The following is a 17222-nucleotide window of genomic DNA, read 5'->3' on the forward strand; positions in this document are numbered from 1 at the left end:
GGATCAGACGCGCTCGAGCACGTAGGTGCCGGGCGCATCGGCAATCGCATTGAGCGCCTTGCCGCCGGGCTTGCGGGCCGGCACGCGCTCGTCGTCCTTTGCCTCGGCCCAGGCATGCCAGTGCGGCCACCAGGATCCCTTGTTTTCCTCGGCATCCGTCAGCCAGTCTTCATACTGGCCTTCGGCCTTGCCGCCTGTCCAGTACTGGTACTTCTGCTTGTCGGGCGGGTTGACGACGCCGGCGATGTGGCCCGAACCGGTCAGCACGAAATCCACAGGGCCGCCGAACAGCGAGGAGCCGAGAAAGACCGATTTCGGCGGCGCGATATGGTCCTCCCGGGTGGCGAGATTGTAGACCGGGATCTTGATGTCCTTCAGCGAGATCGTCTTTCCCGCGAGCTTCATTTCGCCCTTGCTCAGATTGTTGTCGAGATAGCAGTTGCGCAGGTAATAGGCGTGGTTGGCGGCCGCCATGCGCGTACTGTCGGAATTCCAGTAGAGCAGGTCGAATGGCATCGGCTCCTGGCCCTTCAGGTAATTACTGACGACATAGGGCCAGATAAGCTCGGAGGCGCGCAGCATGTTGAAGGCGGTCGCCATCTTCGAGCCGTCGAGATAGCCGATCGTGTGCATATGCTTTTCGATCGCGGCGATCTGTTCTTCGTCGACGAAGACCTTGAGATCGCCCGCATGGGTGAAATCCACCTGGGTGGTGAGGAAGGTCACCGATGCGATGCGGCTGTTCTTTTTCTGCGCGTGATAGGCAAGCGTCGCGGCAAGCAGCGTTCCGCCGACGCAATAACCGATCGCGTTGACCTGCTTTTCGCCGGTAGCCTTCTCGACCGTAGTCAGCGCGAAGTCGATCCCCTCGCGCATGTAGGATTCCCAGTCCTTCTTCGCGTGGCGTTCATCCGGATTGACCCAGGAGATCACGAAGACCGTATGGCCCTGGTCGACGCACCACTTGATGAAGCTCTTCTGCGGATTGAGGTCGAGAATGTAGAACTTGTTGATCCACGGCGGGCAGATGAGGAGAGGGCGCTTGAGCACCGTTTCGGTCGACGGCTCGTACTGGATGACTTCGCACACCTCGCTCTGGGCGATCACCTTGCCCGGCGTCAGCGCCATGTTGCGGCCGATTGCAAACTTGGTCGCGTCGGTATGGCGCAGCCTGAGGTCACCACCTCCGGCGGCGATGTCCTCGGCGAACATCTTCATGCCCGCCACCAGGTTGGCGCCATTGCTGGCGACCGTCTCGCGATACACTTCCGGATTGGTGAGAGCGAAATTGGCCGGCGAAAGGGCGGCCGTCACCTGCTTCACGTAGAAGGCGGCCTTGTGCCGGGTGTGCTCGTCGAGCCCTTCGGCTTCGTTGACCAGTTTGTCGGCCCAGGAGGCGGTGACGAGGTAGAGCTGCCGGAGGAGGGCGAAGAACGGGTTCTTTGCCCAGTCGTCGTCGGCGAACCGCTTGTCCTTTGGCAAGATGTCCGCCGCGAGCTCGGCCGGCTGGCCCGTGAATTGCCCGAGCGTGCGCGTCCAGATGCCAATATAGCTGGAAAACAGCAGGGTCTGGGCTTCGAGCGTCCGCTTCGGATCCGAAATCCAGTATTCGGTGACCTTGGAGAGGGTCTTCACGAGGTCGGTCATCGGGTCGGCGGCCGAATCGCCGATCTCGCCGCGTTCGCGCGGGCCGAGCCATTCCGATGCCGCTTTGCCGAGATTTTCGAGCGCCCGCGCGAAGTTCATGGCGAGCGCCTGCGGGTCCTTGACCACATAGGCCTCGACCGATTTCGGGTCGAATCCCGGAAATTCCTGTCCGGTCTGCCCTTTATCGTCGGTCTTTTCCGCCACGTGCGGCCTCCCCACAGTTTGTTAGTTGTTTTCGTTTGTACATTGTGCCTGAAAGCGAATACAAGTGCCAGCGATCGGCGCCTTCAGGTGCATTGGCCGATGACGGAAACTGGGTTACGGAAATGGAAAAACTGAGGCATCGGATCGGCAGCTTACCGCTTTTCATCGGTCTTGGCGCGCTCTCTCTGCTGGCCGGCTGCAACGGCAACACCTTTGCTCTGGATGACGGTATTCCGAACACCGCACCGCCGGCCGTGGTCGTCCAGACCAAGACCGCGCCGCCGCCAGGCCCTGTCACCAGGCAGAACACCGGTGTCTATCCGAGCTTCGATCCGACGCTGCGCGCTGCGGCCGAGCAGATCGAGGACGAGGATTACAACAAGACCGAGCCGCGCCTTGCGTCGCTCGCCCGCCTGCGCAGGTCGGGCTCGATCTCGGAAGCCGAATATCAGCGCCGGGTCGCCGAATACCGCAAGCTCGCCGCCGAGCATGGCAAGGACGCATTGGCCAATATCTCCAGGTAGTCCCGGCAAACCAAGTCATCCGGGCAACTCGATATCGGCAAATAGCACTTGCCTTTCGGCGCTTTTGGTCGCAAAGCAAAAAATCGCCAATCATGCGACACCGGCGCGTCGCGTCTGACGCTGCGCGCCTTCCACGGGGAGAAAGATGGAAGAGTTTCATAAAGTCCGACGCCTGCCACCATACGTCTTCGAACAGGTCAACCGTTTGAAGGCCAGCGCGCGAGCGGGTGGCGCGGACATTATCGATCTCGGCATGGGCAATCCCGACCTTCCGACCCCGAAGGCGATCGTCGACAAGCTGTGCGAAGTGGTCCAGGACCCGCGCACCCATCGTTATTCGTCGTCCAAGGGCATTCCGGGCCTGCGCCGCGCCCAGGCTGCCTATTATGCCCGCCGTTTCGGCGTGAAGCTCAACCCGGATACCCAGGTCGTCGCGACGCTCGGCTCCAAGGAAGGCTTCGCCAACATGGCGCAGGCGATCACCGCGCCCGGCGACGTTATCCTCTGCCCGAACCCGACCTATCCGATCCATGCCTTCGGCTTCCTGATGGCCGGCGGCGTGATCCGCTCCATGTCGGTCGAACCGGACGACAGCTTCTTTCCGCCGCTTGAACGCGCGGTGAAGCATTCGATCCCAAAACCCTTGGCGCTGATCCTCAACTATCCGTCCAACCCGACGGCGCATGTCGCCTCGCTGGACTTCTATAAGGAAGTCGTGAGCTTCGCCAAGAAGCACGACATCATCGTGCTGTCGGACCTTGCCTATTCGGAAATCTACTTCGACGGCGAGCCGCCACCGTCCGTGCTGCAGGTACCCGGCGCGATGGATATCGCCGTCGAGTTCACCTCGATGTCGAAGACCTTCTCCATGCCCGGCTGGCGCATCGGCTTTGCGGTCGGCAACGAGCGGCTGATTTCGGCGCTGACCCGCGTCAAGTCGTATCTCGACTACGGCGCCTTCACGCCGATCCAGGTCGCCGCTACCCATGCCCTCAACGGCGACGGTTCCGACATCGCGGAAGTCCGCAACGTCTACAAGCGCCGCCGCGACGTGATGGTCGACAGCTTCGGCAAGGCCGGTTTCGAAGTGCCGCCGCCGGCAGCCACCATGTTCGCCTGGGCGAAGATCCCGGAAAAGTTCCGCCACCTCGGCAGCCTCGAATTCTCGAAGCTCCTCGTCGAGAAGGCGGACGTCGCGGTTGCGCCGGGCATCGGTTTCGGCGAGATGGGCGACGACTATGTTCGTCTGGCACTGGTCGAGAACGAACACCGCATCCGTCAGGCGGCCCGCAATATCAAGAAGTTCCTGTCGACGGCCGACGAGACGATGCACAACGTCATCTCGCTCAACACGCGCCGCTGATCGAAACAGCATTTCCGGCGGCCCCGACGGGCCGCCACCTCCAGGCAATCAGGAAGAATAGCATGGCAGACGCCCTCAAAGTCGGCATTGCGGGTCTCGGCACTGTGGGTGCCTCGCTCGTCCGGATCATCCAGACCCGCGCGAATGAATTGGCAACGACGTGCGGCCGTGCGATCGAGATCACGGCGGTCACGGCACGCGACAGGTCGCGCGACCGCGGCATCGATATTTCAGGCATCACCTGGTTCGACACGCCGGAAAAAATGGCCAACGAGGCCGATATCGACGTCTTCGTGGAACTGATGGGCGGCGCCTCGGGGGCTGCCGCCGATTCCGTGCGGGCGGCACTGACCCGTGGTCTCCATGTGGTGACGGCCAACAAGGCGCTGCTTGCCGCCTCCGGTGTCGAGCTTGCAAAGATCGCCGAAGAAAAGAGCGTCCTTCTCAATTTCGAAGCGGCCGTCGCCGGCGGCATCCCTGTCATCAAGGCGCTTCGTGAATCCCTGACCGGCAACACGGTCTCGCGCGTCTACGGCATCATGAACGGCACCTGCAACTACATCCTGACCCGGATGGAGAAGGAAGGCCTGTCGTTTGCCGATTGCCTCAAGGAAGCCCAGCGGCTTGGTTATGCGGAGGCCGATCCGGCCTTCGATATCGAGGGTAACGACACGGCCCACAAGCTTGCCATCCTGACGACGCTCGCCTTCGGCACGCAGATCGCCGCCGACGAGATCTATCTCGAGGGCATCAGCAACATCTCGATCGAGGACATCCACGCGGCCGCCGATCTCGGCTACCGCATCAAGCTTCTGGGCGTCGCCCAGTTGACTGACAGCGGCATCGAGCAGCGGGTCCATCCGACCATGGTGCCGCACGACTCGGTGATCGCCCAGGTCGACGGCGTCACCAATGCGGTGGCGATCGAATCCGATATCCTCGGTGAACTGCTGATGGTCGGTCCCGGCGCCGGCGGCAACGCGACCGCTTCCGCCGTTCTCGGCGATATCGCCGACATTGCCAAGAGCAGCCCGGGCGCTCAGCGTGTTCCGGTCCTCGGCACACCGGCGGCGTCGCTGGCGCCCTACAAGCGCGCCCGCATGCAGAGCCATGAGGGTGGTTATTTTATCCGCCTGACGGTCGCCGACCGCACCGGCGTCTTTGCCAGTATCGCTGCCCGTATGGCCGAGAACGGCATCTCGCTGGAATCGATCATGCAGCGGGCCAAGCCGGACGCCGCGACGGACACGCCGAAGACGATCATTCTCGTCACCCATGCGACGATGGAGGATTCGATCCGCAAGGCGGTCGACGCGATCAAGGCGGAAAGCTATCTCGTCGGCGAGCCCCAGGTGATTCGCATCGAACGGCCCAAGGCTTTTTAAAAAAACACGTCGCTTCGAGAAGCCGGCGCTGCCGTTTCCTGTGGGTAACGCCGGAACCTTTCCAGAACGTCTGTGAAAAGCAAGGCCGCAAAGGCTCACTGGCTGGCCGCTCCGGGGCCTCCGGACGTAGATTGTCGCTGGCAATCACTGTCGAGGAGGCTTGCGCGATCGCCATGAAGATGCGGGCCGTGAATACGCGGAAAATGAGCACGCGGAACAAGGGATACCGGCTGCAACTCAGCGGCGTCCGCCCCGAGCCACATGGCTCTCCGACCATGCGTTTCGCCCATGCCAATGATCAGCCGCGTGGTGATGGTCTTGAAGGGCGGCGGGGTTTTGTTTTCCTGCTTGTGTTCTTCGCAGTCGCGGCCGGCATCAGCGGCTCGGCATTCGTCTGGTCGATGCTGTGACCGGCCGGCTATCGAAAGATTGCGAGATCCGACCGGCAATCCCGTCAAAGCGATTCCTCTTGCTCTCGCGATACGCTAAAAGCGCTGCATGACCAGAATTTTCTCCGCGCTTTCGTCGACAGTGGAAACGGTTGATCCCGTCCCGCGCGCATTCCTCGGCGTCGAACGCTCCGCAGGCGATCAGCGGTGGGTGTCGCGTCTCGATCAGGCAGCCCAGAACCGGGCGCTGGCGATTGCCCAGATCCACGGGATTCCCGATCTCGTCGCCCGCGTTCTTGCCGGTCGCGGCGTTACGCTCGATGATGCCCCCGCCTTCCTCGATCCGACCATCCGGTCGCTGATGCCGGATCCCTATACGCTCACCGATTGCGAAAAGGCGGTGCTGCGGCTCGCCGACGCGATCGCCAGGCAGGAGAAGGTGGCGATCTTCGGCGATTACGACGTCGACGGCGCATCCTCCTCGGCGTTGCTCTACCGGTTCCTCCGCCACTTCGGCGTCGAGGCGGAAATCTATATTCCCGACCGCATCTTCGAGGGTTACGGCCCCAATCCGACGGCGATCCGCCAATTGATCGCCAACGGCGCCAGCCTCATCGTCACCGTCGACTGCGGCTCCACCAGCCATGATGCGCTTGCTGCTGCGCGCGACGAGGGCTGCGACGTCGTGGTCATCGACCACCACCAGCTCGGCCACGAACTGCCGCCGTGTCTGGCGCTCGTCAATCCGAATCGCGAGGACGATCTTTCGGGCCAGGGCCATCTCTGCGCCGCCGGCGTCGTCTTCCTGGTTCTGGTCGCCGCCGCGCGCCACATGCGGCAGATCGGCGATCCGCGCGCCGGATCGCTCGACCTGCTCGCCTGGCTCGATATCGTCGCGCTGGCGACGGTCTGCGACGTGGTGCCGCTGAAGGGGCTCAACCGCGCCTATGTGGTCAAGGGCCTGCTTGCTGCCCGTCATATGGGCAATGCCGGGCTTTCGGCGCTGTTCCGCAAGGCAGGCCTTGGCGGCCCGGTGACGCCCTATCATTTCGGCTTCCTGGTCGGTCCGCGCATCAATGCCGGCGGGCGGATCGGCGATGCGGCACTCGGCAGCCGTCTGCTCACGCTCGAGGATCCGATCGAAGCCGAGGTGATCGCCGCTCGGCTGGACGAACTCAACCGCGAGCGGCAGGCCATGGAAGCCGCCATGCTTGCCGAGGCGGAAGCCGAAGTGCTGGCCGAATACGGCAACGGCGAGGGGGCCAACGTCATCGTCACGGCGCGCGACAAGTGGCATCCCGGCATTGTCGGGCTGATCGCGGCGCGGCTGAAGGAGAAATTCAAACGGCCGGCTTTCGCGATCGCCTTCGATCCGTCCGGCAAAGGTACCGGCTCCGGCCGCTCGATCAACGGTTTCGACATGGGCCGCATGGTGCGAGCGGCGGTGGATACCGGCCTGCTCGTCAAGGGCGGCGGCCACGCCATGGCGGCGGGGTTGACGGTCGAGCGCAGCAATCTCGGCCGCCTGCGCGCCTTCTTCGAGGAGATGGCGGGCGAGGGCGTGCCGGCGCTGGTCGCCAATCACGTGCTGAAGATCGACGGCGCGCTTTCCGCTTCCGGGGCGACGCTCGAACTTTTCGACCAGCTCGAACAGGCCGGCCCCTATGGGTCCGGTCATTCGCAGCCGGTGTTTGCGATCCCTGCCCACCGGCTGAAGGATGCCCGCCTCGTTGGTACGGCACATATCAAGGTGACGCTGGAGGCGGCCGACGGCTCGCGGCTCGAGGGGATCGCCTTCCGCGCTGCCGAAACGCCGCTCGGCAACATGCTGCTCAATTCCCGGGGCGCCCAGATCCACGCCGCCGGCTGCCTCAGCGCCGACCAATGGCAGGGCACCCGCCGGATGCAGCTCCGCCTGCTCGACGCGGTGAGGGCGCCGTAAGGAAGCGGGTCAATTTTCGGGATGGAATCCGCTTTTGCGGAGAGAGGAAGTGGCACGCCCTAGGGGAGTCGAACCCCTCTTCCCAGAATGAAAATCTGGTGTCCTAACCGATAGACGAAGGGCGCGTGCGCTTCGTGGTGGCGCCCTTATAGTCAGGGTGTTTCTATCCCGCAAGCGCAAAATTCAGTTTTTCTGCAGATGCGAACGGAAAAAAGTCGGGCGCGGCAAACCGCCTGGCCGAAGGTCGATATCAAAGCGAAAACAATGTCTTGAAGGAAAAGCGAAATGGCGCGCCCGGGGTTGCGCCCTCGGATGATCTTCAATGACTTCAAACCGCTCCATCTTTTACCCTGCGCACCGGCCTGATTTTAGCCGGCCGTTGACAGCGGCCGGGCCTGACGGGCGGCGTAAAGGGAGAGAAGCGCCCTGCGGGCAGGTTTTTCGATCAGGTGGAAGGTGAAGTGCGAAATGACGAGGATGAGGGCGATCCCACCGACCATTACGACGGCGCGGGTTACCATTGGGTCGGCACCAAGCACCTTGAGCACGCGGGGTATGACGAAGTGCCAGCCCGCCAGCACCCAGAAATGATTGAGATAGATCGAATAGGAAATGTCGCCAAGCCAGGGCAGGGGCTTCATCTTCAGGATTGCCGCGAGCCAGCCCCGGTCCGGCCAGGTGCCGGCAACCAGCAGGAAGAAGCCGGGAATGGCGAAGACGTCGTTGAAACCGCCGATCATCGCGCCGAGCGCAATGGTGGCACCAACCGCCTGCATCAGGCCGAGAGTGAGGGTATCCTGCGCCGCGATCCGTTCCCGCACGGCGTAGAGTATCATGCCGAGGCCGAAGCCCGAGAGGCAGCGCAGCAGCGCCATGCGACTGACGATATCGAGGATGCCGGTAGTGGAGGCGACCCAGAAATAAAAGAGCAGTACGCCGAGCGTGATCAGCGCGAGACTTGGCCGGCGCCAGCGTGCGATTGCGACCGCGAGGATTGGGAAGACCAGATAGGCGAACATCTCGGCACTGATCGACCAGCTCGGAATGTTCCACGCAATGGCGCCGGTGAGACCCCAGGCATTGAGGAGAAATAATTGCTCGAAAAAGGCGGCGATATTCAGCGTCGAGGCGAAATCGGGATTGTATCCGCCGATGCCGGTGAAACGCCCCAGAGTATTTTCCGCGCCGAGAACGACCAGCAGCAGGAACAGCGTCACCACATGAAGGGGCACGATGCGGGCGATGCGGTTGATGTAGAAATAGTTGATCTTAAAATATTCATTCCGGGCCGGTTCGCTGGCCCTGGTCGAGTAACTGATGATGAAGCCGGACAGGATGAAGAACAGATCGACCCACAAATAGCCCTTGATGAAGAAGGGTGTCGCAGTCTCCCAGGAGAAGCGGAACGGTGCGCCAAACTGGAGATGATAGACCACCACCAGCAAGGCGGCGATGCCTCGGATCGAGGTGTGCGAAATGATCTGTCCCTGCGGCATTGCAAAACTCCCGCGCCCGATTTGTCCCAGGGCCGGTGGGGTTTATCGTGAATCGATGAAGGCGCGGTAGATCAAGGCTTCAAGCTTGGTTCGGTTTTGCAGGCGCACGCGGTGATGCGCTGAACTCTTTGAGTTTGCAGAAGAAGTTTACGCTCAAGTCCCGCTATTTATACATTTCTGCGTAATCGGGAAAAGTATACGCCTGTACGCACTTCAGTAGAGCCAAGTGTGACGAAGCCCCTTGGTAATCAGCCGAAATAATTAGTCTGGTGCAGGGTGTTATAGAGCGTAGGGCAAATAAGGTGTAGCTTGCCGATCCGGCAACTACCAAAGTCTGTGTTGTCGCTTGGGAAGGGATGTAAGACGGAAATTGGCTGACGCCGGTAACCAGCGAGCCAAAATGCTCCGCAAGTGATTGTATTACCTGGGGGAAGAGAGAAGTGGCACGCCCTAGGGGAGTCGAACCCCTCTTCCCAGAATGAAAATCTGGTGTCCTAACCGATAGACGAAGGGCGCCTGCGCTTCGTGGCGCTCTTATAGAGAGGGGATTTCTTTCCTGCAAGCGCCAAAGCCATCTTTTTTACAAAAAAATGACGGCTTTTCCAGCGCCGGCGGTTTGAATGAAAATGGCGTCAAATCAGCAGCTTAAAGGAGTGCCCTGAGCATCGGTCCCGCAGGCTGCAGCGGGCACCGCCTGCGGCGTGCTGTAGACACTGGCGGTGGTGGCGTTGAAATTCCGCCGCGGCAGATTGGCCGGAACCGGGCCGTTGCCGGATGGGGCAGCCGCAGCCATCGGCGGGTTCGCCGAAAAGATCGTGCCGCTGTCGGCACGCACGCCGGTCGATTGCGTCGCAAGGCCCGCGATCGAAGCCTGCTGCGGCTGTGCCGGTGCCGGCGGGAACGTGTTTTCCGCGGTAGGAACGGCGGCCGGCGCGGTTGCCGCCGGTGCTTGGGCTGACTGCGCCTCTGCCTTGGGGATGGCCGGATCGGCACGGCGGTTCGAAGCTGTGATGCCGCCCTTGGCAAGGATGCCCTTGGCGCTTGCCGCCACCGTGGTGCGCGGCGCCGGCGTCGTGGCGTCAGCCGTCTTTTTTGTGGTGGTGCAACCACTGAGCGTCAGCGTGGAAAGGCAGACGATTGCCAGCGTCATGCGGACGTTCGAACAAAGGAAAGGCGTTTTTGGCAAGGCATGCCCCGTCGGCTCGTATCGCGGGCGTCATGCCGCGAATCATCGTGCCCGAGCATCTCGCGGAAGACCGCCATGGACAAGCCGGTCGGGGCAGGCGAGGTCAGCCTGGGGCAAGGTTGGGCCAAGGTGGGGGAAAGAACGCGGCGGTTGAGTAAAAAGGAAGCCGCCGCGTTGAAAAATCTTACCAGCTGCCGATATTCGGAGCTGAAGCCCAGGGTTCGGCGACGGGCAGGTTGTCGCCTTTCTGGAGGAGTTCGATCGAAATGCCGTCCGGCGAACGGACAAAGGCCATCCGGCCTTCGCGCGGCGGACGGTTGATAGTGATGCCGTTGTCCGAAAGGTGCTGGCAGAAATCGTAGATGTTATCGACCTCATAGGCGAGGTGACCAAAATTGCGTCCGCCGGTATAATCTTCCGTGTCCCAATTGTAGGTCAGCTCGACGCAGGGGGCGAGAACGTCCTTGGCGTCGCTCAGATCGTCGGGGGCCGCGAGGAAGACCAGCGTGAAGCGGCCCTTCTCGTTGTCGATGCGGCGGATCTCTTTCAGGCCGAAAACGGTGGTGTAGAAATGAAGTGAGGCGTCCAGGTCTTTCACCCGGACCATGGTATGAAGATAACGCATTATGGTGTCTCCCTCCGATAAATCCAGTCGCCAACAAACCCCGTGCGGGTCCGTGCTGGATATGGCGCAGACGCCAGCCTGGAGCAAGCCACTCTAGATAGAGATGAAGGTGGATAAAGCCAAGGCAGGGACTTGCGCTAGATGGTTAGCAGGATGTTAATCTATCCTCTAAGAATCAGTTGATCGTCACGTCGTAACGCGTAATCGAGGGGCCGACAGGATATGGCAGACAGAATGTCATCGAAAGACGTTGGCAGTTTCGAAGAGCTTCCGGGCGAGCCGGTCGAGCTGATCGAAATCACCGGCGTCGTCAAATGGTTCGATGTGGCCAAGGGGTTCGGCTTCATCGTTCCCGACAACGGCATGCAGGATGTGCTTCTGCACGTGACCTGCCTTCGTCGAGACGGATACCAGACCATTCTGGAAGGCACGCGCATCGTCGCGATGATCCAGAAGCGGGATCGCGGCTACCAGGCGTTCCGCATCCTGTCCATGGATCAGTCCACCGCCGTCCACCCCTCGGATCTTCCGCCGGTACGCACCCACGTACAGGTGACCGCGACCAGCGGCCTGGAACGGGCTCTGGTGAAATGGTTCAACCGCACCAAGGGTTTCGGCTTCCTGACGCGCGGCGAGGGGACGGAAGATATCTTCGTGCACATGGAAACGCTGCGCCGCTTCGGTCTCACCGAGCTGCGTCCGGGCCAGGTCGTGCTGGTGCGCTTTGGACCGGGCGACAAGGGCCTGATGGCGGCGGAAATCCACCCCGACAATCCCAATCCCGTGAGCCGGTCGCACTGATGCGTTTCTCGTTTCCATCGTTTCTGAAAAGCGCCCTTGCGGCGCTTTTTCTCATCTTGGCGGGCAGCGCGGTTGCGCAGGACGTGACCTTTCCGCGCGAGGAGCTTTCGATCAGGACTGCGACCGGCCAGACCTACAAGTTTTCCGTCGAGCTCGCTTTTACCGATGCCCAGCGCGAGCGGGGGCTGATGTACCGCAAGGTGATGGCGCCGGATGCCGGCATGCTCTTCGATTTCGGCACGCCGAGGCCGGTCTCGATGTGGATGGAGAACACTATCCTTTCCCTCGACATGCTGTTCATCCAGGGCGACGGCACGATCTCACACATCCGCGAGAACGCCGTGCCCTATTCACGCGACGTCATCGATTCGCGCGGACCTGTGAAATTTGTGCTGGAGCTCAATGCCGGCCGCTCGAAGTCGCTTGGGCTCAAGGTGGGCGACAAGGTGATCAGCAAACGCATCGGCAATCAGTGGTGATCCCCAGTGGCGATCCTGAGGGGTTATCCTCGGCTTGTTTGCTTTAGCGTAACCGCGGTTCCATTTTGCTGTTGCGGCACGGTGGGGAACCGTGTATCTCGCAACCACCGTAGGAACGGAGTGTAGCGCAGCCTGGTAGCGCATCTGGTTTGGGACCAGAGGGTCGGGAGTTCGAATCTCTCCACTCCGACCACGCTTTTAGGTGAGGCTCCTTCCGTTCCGTTCCATGGAGCGTTACAGGAATGGCCGCCAAGATCTATCGTCCCGCAAAGACCGCCATGCAGTCCGGCAAGGCCAAGACCCATCTCTGGGTGCTGGAATTCGACCAGGAGCAGCCACGCCGCATCGATCCGATCCTTGGCTACACATCCTCCGGCGACATGAAGCAGCAGGTTCGGCTGACCTTCGAAAGCCAGGAACAGGCGGAAGCCTATGCCAAGCGCGAAGGCATCGAATACCGGGTAATCCAGCCGAAGGATCCGAATCGCCAGATCGTTTCCTACACCGACAATTTCCGCTTCAGCCGCACCCAGCCCTGGACGCATTGATTTTTGAGCCGCTCGGGCTTTCCCGGGCGCCGCTGCCGAGATCGGCCCCTTAGCTCAACTGGATAGAGCAGCTGCCTTCTAAGCAGCAGGTCGCAGGTTCGAGTCCTGCAGGGGTCGCCAAGCTTTTTCTTGTCCGACCCGGAGACATAGGTAACAGCTTGTCCCTAAGACATGGGTGACAACCTCGTGCCGAACGGGTTGTCGATGGTTTGCAAAGTCCTCTGCTCCAGGTCGATATATCCCAGATCATAATGCATGAAGCTGACGAGCCAAATGCCGTCGTCGACTTCCTTGATTCCGAGCCTCTGTCCGGCCAACACGGTCGAGATGTTGATCTTCTTGCGATAGATGCAGATGCTAGATACTTAAATAACCTAAGGCGAGATATCTAGTGAACGTCACGACGGCCAAGAATAGTAAGCTGATAGCGCCGATAAAGGACTGGACTACTCTTCGCGAGGCGGCCGCTGACGGCTATCGAGATGCCGTCGAGTGCCGCTCGCTCATCGATATCTATCAGTCAGGGCAGGATGTGTTTTTGGCGTTAAATTCGTCACCAGCAGCACCGGCTTTCAATTGTTTATGCCTGGCCCTCAGTTATCGCCTTCAGCTACTTGTCGTTCGAGCGTACGGAGACGTTCGCCGTGAAGACGACCGAAACCTCCATGCCGTCATCATGTTTTTGCAGGCGGACTCCAGACTTGATAACGTGGCGAGTAATTCCAACCGAAGTCTTGTGGAGGGGGCTATACGACGCTTCGGCTTTGCTCGTAAGGACAGCCGGCTCCCTAGACTTAAAAAGATGCGGGACAAGAAGGTTGCTCATATCGCAGTATATGAATATGGCCCTGACAGCCCAACCTACCAGGAACTATTCGAATTTGCGGAAGTGACCATCGAGATCTGGAAGGATTTGGCTTCAGGTTTAAACGCGATACCGACGAATTTGGGAGCCAGCATGGAAGGGTCTGAAGCCGCCGCGAAAGCATTTTGGAAACACTGGGCCAAACCATAGGTACCAGACCTTCTCGCCGGCAATGGGTTTCGATCCCAAGGGGTACCGGGGAAAGTTCGCCGCCGCTCCTACGTGATCACCTCTTACAAACATGACCCAAAATTTCATTCGGCACTCTGAGCTCAACCCAAGCTGGCTGCCATGTTCCGCAGCCGGAAACTGAGCCCCGCGACTACCGGATGCGGTAGACGGACATGGCCACCGGGTATGCATAGACGCCCCGGTAGAAGAACCCTTTGCGATACAAACAACCCCGCAGCCGCACCGCAGGCAGGCTGGCCTCAGCGATCGCTCCGGCCTCTGCCAGACCAGCTTCGGGGAGGCATCGCTCCAGCGCCCTGTTGTAGGCCTGCATGAGCTGAGGGCTGCTTTCCACAGGCACTGCTCCGTACAGCCGCAAATCCGACCGGGCTTCGGCCGCCATCGGTATGCAGGCCAGGCCAAGTGCCACGCCCAATGCGAGCTTGAGGTTCATCTGTTCGCTCTCCGCTTGATAGGATGCCGCCTTGAACGCGATGCCAGGCGATTTGTTCCTGAGCTGTGTGTGTGTGCCTATACTCCGAGCCGTCGTATCTCCGATCCGTGGCCGGTCGAGGGTACCGTGGGAAGGGGAAGATGGAATGCGCGCATAGACGAGCGTTTGGATAACACCTGAAGGCAGCCCACCGCTACCGCCCGAAGTGGCTGGGGCCACGAAACCCCATTCTTGCCGCATTGAGGATTCGGAATTGCCGCATTGTTTCGTATGATGGGCGTTGTCGGTTCCGTAGCGTCACGCGAGCGGAAGACAGATCGGCGATTGAGCGGCCATGGCCCTCGGAAAACGCCTCCAACACATTGAAATGGTTTTCATTCGGGCAGCTCGAACTGCCCGGACCCTTTGCTTGTTTTGAGCTTCGAGTGGGATTCATATGAAAAGGATATCGTCCGCTGGCGCGGTTTTGGCGCTTGCGTGTTTTTTGACGGCCGGTCCGGGGTTTGCGGAAGACACCCCACTGATCTGGAACCCGATCCGCAGTTCCGACACCAGCTACTCCGTCAAGCTCGGCCTCAAGCTGCCGACCCGGCTGGAAACCGAGGCCGGCGTGTCGATGGGCGTCGATACGTCGATGAGCGGAACTCCGCTGGATACGCCCATCAAGTTCTGGAGCAATTTCACGGCGGAAAAAATCCAGACGCCCGCCTATCAGCTGAACCGCGACGTCGGTGTCGATCTCGACGGCAATACCGGCAGCGCCGGGATCACCATGAATTATTACGAAAAGGAAATCGCCACGCCGACGATCGATATCGAGAGGCGCAGCAGCTACGGCTTGCGGTATGACGGCGCCTCGGGAGAATGGCTCGGCCTTGATGCGAGCCAGTCGATTCGACTGTCGCATAGCCCGAGCAGCACGGCGCTGGTCGGGCGGGCAAGCGGCAGCGACGGGTTTCGTACGCTCGGAGCAGGCGTCGCCGTCGAGAAGATGCTCGGCCGGTACATGACGGTCAGCGGCGCGCTCGACCGCACCTCGGATGCGCCCGAACCGGTCACCAGCGTCAATGCTCGTTATTCCTTCCGCTGGTGAAACGAACCGCCGGTGAAACGAAAAATGGGGCGCCGAAGCGCCCCATGATTGCGTGCCCGTAAAGCTGTCAGTGCAGGATCTGGCTCAGGAAGAGCCTCGTGCGCTCGTGCTGCGGGTTGTCGAAGAATTCCGCCGGCGAGTTCTGTTCGACGATCTGGCCCTGGTCCATGAAGATCACCCGATGTGCGACCTGGCGGGCAAAGCCCATTTCGTGGGTGACGCACAGCATGGTCATGCCTTCTTCCGCAAGGCTCACCATCGTATCCAGCACTTCCTTGACCATTTCCGGGTCGAGCGCCGAGGTCGGCTCGTCGAACAGCATGATCTTCGGTTTCATGCAGAGCGAGCGGGCGATCGCCACGCGCTGCTGCTGGCCGCCGGAGAGCTGGCCCGGATATTTGTGGGCCTGTTCCGGGATCTTGACGCGGGCGAGATAATGCATGGCGATCTCTTCCGCCTGCTTCTTCGGCATCTTGCGGACCCAGATCGGCGCGAGCGTGCAGTTTTCCAGGATCGTCAGGTGCGGGAAGAGGTTGAAGTGCTGGAATACCATGCCGACTTCTCGGCGCACTTCGTCGATCTTCTTCAGGTCGTTGGTAAGCTCGATGCCGTCGACGATAATGTTGCCGGCCTGGTGTTCCTCAAGACGATTGATGCAGCGGATCATCGTCGACTTGCCGGAGCCGGACGGGCCGGCGATGACGATGCGTTCGCCCTTCATCACCTTCAGATTGATGTCGCGCAGCACGTGGAAATCGCCGTACCACTTGTTCATGCCGATGATTTCGACGGCAACGTCGGTAGCCGAGACGGTCATTTTTTTGGGTTGGGCGTCTGCCATTTATATCCCCTTAGTTATCGTTTGTGGCTAGGCACAGCTTCAGGTCGGCTATCGCTTCAGGTTGGTGTCGAGGTGCCGCTCCATGAAGGCGGAGTAGCGCGACATGCCGAAGCAGAACAACCAGAAGATGAAGCCTGCGAAGATGAGGCCCGTGATCGGCGTGACGGGGCTGATCCAGGTCGTGTCAGTGAAGTTCAGCTGTACGATCCCGAGAAGGTCGAACATGCCGATGATCGACACCAGCGACGTGTCCTTGAAAAGACCGATGAAGGTGTTGACGATGCCCGGGATGACCAGTTTCAGCGCCTGCGGCATGATGATCAGCCGGATCTTCTGCCAATAGCTGAGACCGAGCGAATCGGCGCCTTCGAACTGCCCCTTCGGGATGGCCTGCAGGCCGCCGCGAACCACCTCGGCCATATAAGCGGAGGCGAATATCGCCACGCCCACCAGCGCGCGTAGGAAGTTGTCGATCGTCCAGCCGGTCGGCAGGAAGAGCGGCAGCATCACGTTCGCCATGAACAGCACGGTGATCAGCGGCACGCCGCGGATGACCTCGATGAAGGTGACGCAGATGACCCGGATCACCGGCATCGTCGAGCGTCGCCCGAGCGCCAGCAGGATGCCGACGGGAAGCGAGACGGCGATGCCGACGAAGGACAGGATCAGCGTCACCATCAGGCCGCCCCAGAGCGGTGTCTCGACCTTCTGGAGCCCGAACACGCCGCCATGCAGCAGGAAGAATGAGACGATCGGCAGGCCGACGAAGAGCAGCAGCGCGTTCAGGCCCTTGCGAGGCAGCTTCGGCATCAGGACCGGCACGAGAAGGGCGATGAACAGGATCGCCACCAGCATCGGCCGCCAGCGCTCGTCGATCGGATAACGCCCGAACATGAATTGCTGGAAACGGTCGCCGACAAACGCCCAGCAGGCGCCGCTCCAGCCGTTCGGCTTGATGCCACCCTGCACCGCGGTGGTGCAGAACGAACGGTCGGTCCCGAACCACGCCGCCTGGACGAACAGCCAGTTGATCATGCCCGGCAGGATCCAGACCAGGAGGGCAACCGCGAGGATCGTCAGCGCGGCGTCTTTCGGTGTGGCCAGAAGGTTGATGCGGATCCAGCCCGAGGCGCTCCTGGTGCTGAGCGGAGCGGGTGCGGGGGCGAGCATTTCCGGGCGGACATAGGCAAGGTTTTTCGTGTTCATGAT

The 17222-nt window shown here is 60.9% G+C and carries 17 protein-coding genes, 4 tRNA genes and 1 pseudogene; 12 read left to right on the forward strand and 10 right to left on the reverse strand.

Annotated elements, in window-relative coordinates:
- Window positions 1–3 precede the first annotated feature (3 nt).
- Window positions 4–1851, reverse strand: a complete 1848-nt coding sequence (locus ACSQ3G_RS07075; protein WP_436109509.1) for a PHA/PHB synthase family protein — start codon at window positions 1849–1851, stop codon at window positions 4–6.
- A gap of 122 nt (window positions 1852–1973) precedes the next feature.
- On the opposite strand from ACSQ3G_RS07075, the gene ACSQ3G_RS07080 reads away from it, so the two are divergent.
- The 5 genes from ACSQ3G_RS07080 to recJ all read left to right on the forward strand — a co-directional run bounded on the left by ACSQ3G_RS07080 (window position 1974) and on the right by recJ (window position 7454).
- Entirely contained in the window at window positions 1974–2375 is a 402-nt protein-coding gene (locus ACSQ3G_RS07080) for a hypothetical protein (RefSeq protein WP_436109510.1), read from the forward strand.
- Between the two features lie 145 nt (window positions 2376–2520).
- Window positions 2521–3738, forward strand: coding sequence for an LL-diaminopimelate aminotransferase (locus ACSQ3G_RS07085; RefSeq protein ID WP_038542482.1), 1218 nt, complete (start codon window positions 2521–2523; stop codon window positions 3736–3738).
- A gap of 62 nt (window positions 3739–3800) precedes the next feature.
- Window positions 3801–5123 carry a homoserine dehydrogenase gene (locus ACSQ3G_RS07090; protein WP_436109511.1) on the forward strand — a complete coding sequence of 441 codons (1323 nt, stop codon included), beginning with the start codon at window positions 3801–3803 and terminating at the stop codon, window positions 5121–5123.
- 173 nt (window positions 5124–5296) lie between these two features.
- Window positions 5297–5533 carry a hypothetical protein gene (locus ACSQ3G_RS07095; protein ID WP_436109512.1) on the forward strand — a complete coding sequence of 79 codons (237 nt, stop codon included), beginning with the start codon at window positions 5297–5299 and terminating at the stop codon, window positions 5531–5533.
- Between the two features lie 88 nt (window positions 5534–5621).
- Window positions 5622–7454, forward strand: a complete 1833-nt coding sequence (recJ, locus tag ACSQ3G_RS07100; RefSeq protein WP_436109513.1) for a single-stranded-DNA-specific exonuclease RecJ — start codon at window positions 5622–5624, stop codon at window positions 7452–7454.
- A 50-nt stretch (window positions 7455–7504) separates the two neighbouring features.
- Here recJ and ACSQ3G_RS07105 read toward each other — a convergent pair.
- From ACSQ3G_RS07105 to gloA, 5 genes are all read right to left on the reverse strand, one after another.
- Window positions 7505–7579 (reverse strand) — tRNA-Glu (locus ACSQ3G_RS07105).
- Window positions 7580–7822: 243 nt separating this feature from the next.
- On the reverse strand, window positions 7823–8950 hold the full coding sequence (locus ACSQ3G_RS07110) for an acyltransferase family protein (protein ID WP_436109514.1): 1128 nt from the start codon (window positions 8948–8950) through the stop codon (window positions 7823–7825).
- Window positions 8951–9391: 441 nt separating this feature from the next.
- A tRNA-Glu gene (locus ACSQ3G_RS07115) sits at window positions 9392–9466 on the reverse strand.
- A 121-nt stretch (window positions 9467–9587) separates the two neighbouring features.
- Entirely contained in the window at window positions 9588–10100 is a 513-nt protein-coding gene (locus ACSQ3G_RS07120; RefSeq protein WP_436109515.1) for a hypothetical protein, read from the reverse strand.
- Window positions 10101–10320: 220 nt separating this feature from the next.
- Window positions 10321–10761, reverse strand: a complete 441-nt coding sequence (gene gloA / locus ACSQ3G_RS07125) for a lactoylglutathione lyase (RefSeq protein ID WP_046636837.1) — start codon at window positions 10759–10761, stop codon at window positions 10321–10323.
- A gap of 222 nt (window positions 10762–10983) precedes the next feature.
- Between gloA and ACSQ3G_RS07130 the strand changes: the two genes are divergently transcribed.
- The 5 genes from ACSQ3G_RS07130 to ACSQ3G_RS07150 all read left to right on the forward strand — a co-directional run bounded on the left by ACSQ3G_RS07130 (window position 10984) and on the right by ACSQ3G_RS07150 (window position 12709).
- On the forward strand, window positions 10984–11562 hold the full coding sequence (locus ACSQ3G_RS07130) for a cold-shock protein (RefSeq protein WP_037084473.1): 579 nt from the start codon (window positions 10984–10986) through the stop codon (window positions 11560–11562).
- Window positions 11562–12041, forward strand: a complete 480-nt coding sequence (locus tag ACSQ3G_RS07135; protein ID WP_436109516.1) for a DUF192 domain-containing protein — start codon at window positions 11562–11564, stop codon at window positions 12039–12041. The genes ACSQ3G_RS07130 and ACSQ3G_RS07135 overlap by 1 nt, the downstream gene beginning before the upstream one ends.
- 116 nt (window positions 12042–12157) lie before the next feature.
- Window positions 12158–12234, forward strand: a tRNA-Pro gene (locus ACSQ3G_RS07140).
- Window positions 12235–12283: 49 nt separating this feature from the next.
- Window positions 12284–12589, forward strand: a complete 306-nt coding sequence (locus tag ACSQ3G_RS07145) for an ETC complex I subunit (RefSeq protein WP_037084467.1) — start codon at window positions 12284–12286, stop codon at window positions 12587–12589.
- 43 nt (window positions 12590–12632) lie between these two features.
- Window positions 12633–12709, forward strand: a tRNA-Arg gene (locus ACSQ3G_RS07150).
- Between the two features lie 44 nt (window positions 12710–12753).
- On the opposite strand, the pseudogene ACSQ3G_RS07155 reads toward ACSQ3G_RS07150, so the two are convergent.
- A pseudogene (locus ACSQ3G_RS07155) lies at window positions 12754–12945 on the reverse strand (IS481 family transposase); the annotation flags it as partial.
- A gap of 35 nt (window positions 12946–12980) precedes the next feature.
- Here ACSQ3G_RS07155 and ACSQ3G_RS07160 point away from each other — a divergent pair.
- The gene (locus ACSQ3G_RS07160; RefSeq protein WP_436109517.1) at window positions 12981–13604 is read left to right on the forward strand and encodes a hypothetical protein; all 624 of its coding nucleotides are present in this window, start codon (window positions 12981–12983) and stop codon (window positions 13602–13604) included.
- 172 nt (window positions 13605–13776) lie between these two features.
- Here the strand turns inward: ACSQ3G_RS07160 and ACSQ3G_RS07165 are convergent, their stop codons facing one another.
- On the reverse strand, window positions 13777–14079 hold the full coding sequence (locus ACSQ3G_RS07165; RefSeq protein WP_436109518.1) for a hypothetical protein: 303 nt from the start codon (window positions 14077–14079) through the stop codon (window positions 13777–13779).
- 436 nt (window positions 14080–14515) lie between these two features.
- Between ACSQ3G_RS07165 and ACSQ3G_RS07170 the strand changes: the two genes are divergently transcribed.
- Window positions 14516–15172, forward strand: coding sequence for a hypothetical protein (locus tag ACSQ3G_RS07170; protein ID WP_436109519.1), 657 nt, complete (start codon window positions 14516–14518; stop codon window positions 15170–15172).
- 67 nt (window positions 15173–15239) lie between these two features.
- Here ACSQ3G_RS07170 and ACSQ3G_RS07175 read toward each other — a convergent pair whose 3' ends face one another.
- Together ACSQ3G_RS07175 and ACSQ3G_RS07180 are read right to left on the reverse strand one after the other, a co-directional pair.
- Window positions 15240–16013, reverse strand: coding sequence for an amino acid ABC transporter ATP-binding protein (locus tag ACSQ3G_RS07175; protein ID WP_046637733.1), 774 nt, complete (start codon window positions 16011–16013; stop codon window positions 15240–15242).
- Window positions 16014–16061: 48 nt separating this feature from the next.
- Window positions 16062–17219: an amino acid ABC transporter permease gene (locus ACSQ3G_RS07180; protein WP_105429849.1), complete on the reverse strand. Its 1158-nt coding sequence runs from the start codon at window positions 17217–17219 to the stop codon at window positions 16062–16064.
- Window positions 17220–17222 lie beyond the last annotated feature (3 nt).

It is taken from the genome of Neorhizobium tomejilense (assembly GCF_964254135.1).
GTDB classification, from domain to species: domain Bacteria; phylum Pseudomonadota; class Alphaproteobacteria; order Rhizobiales; family Rhizobiaceae; genus Neorhizobium; species Neorhizobium tomejilense.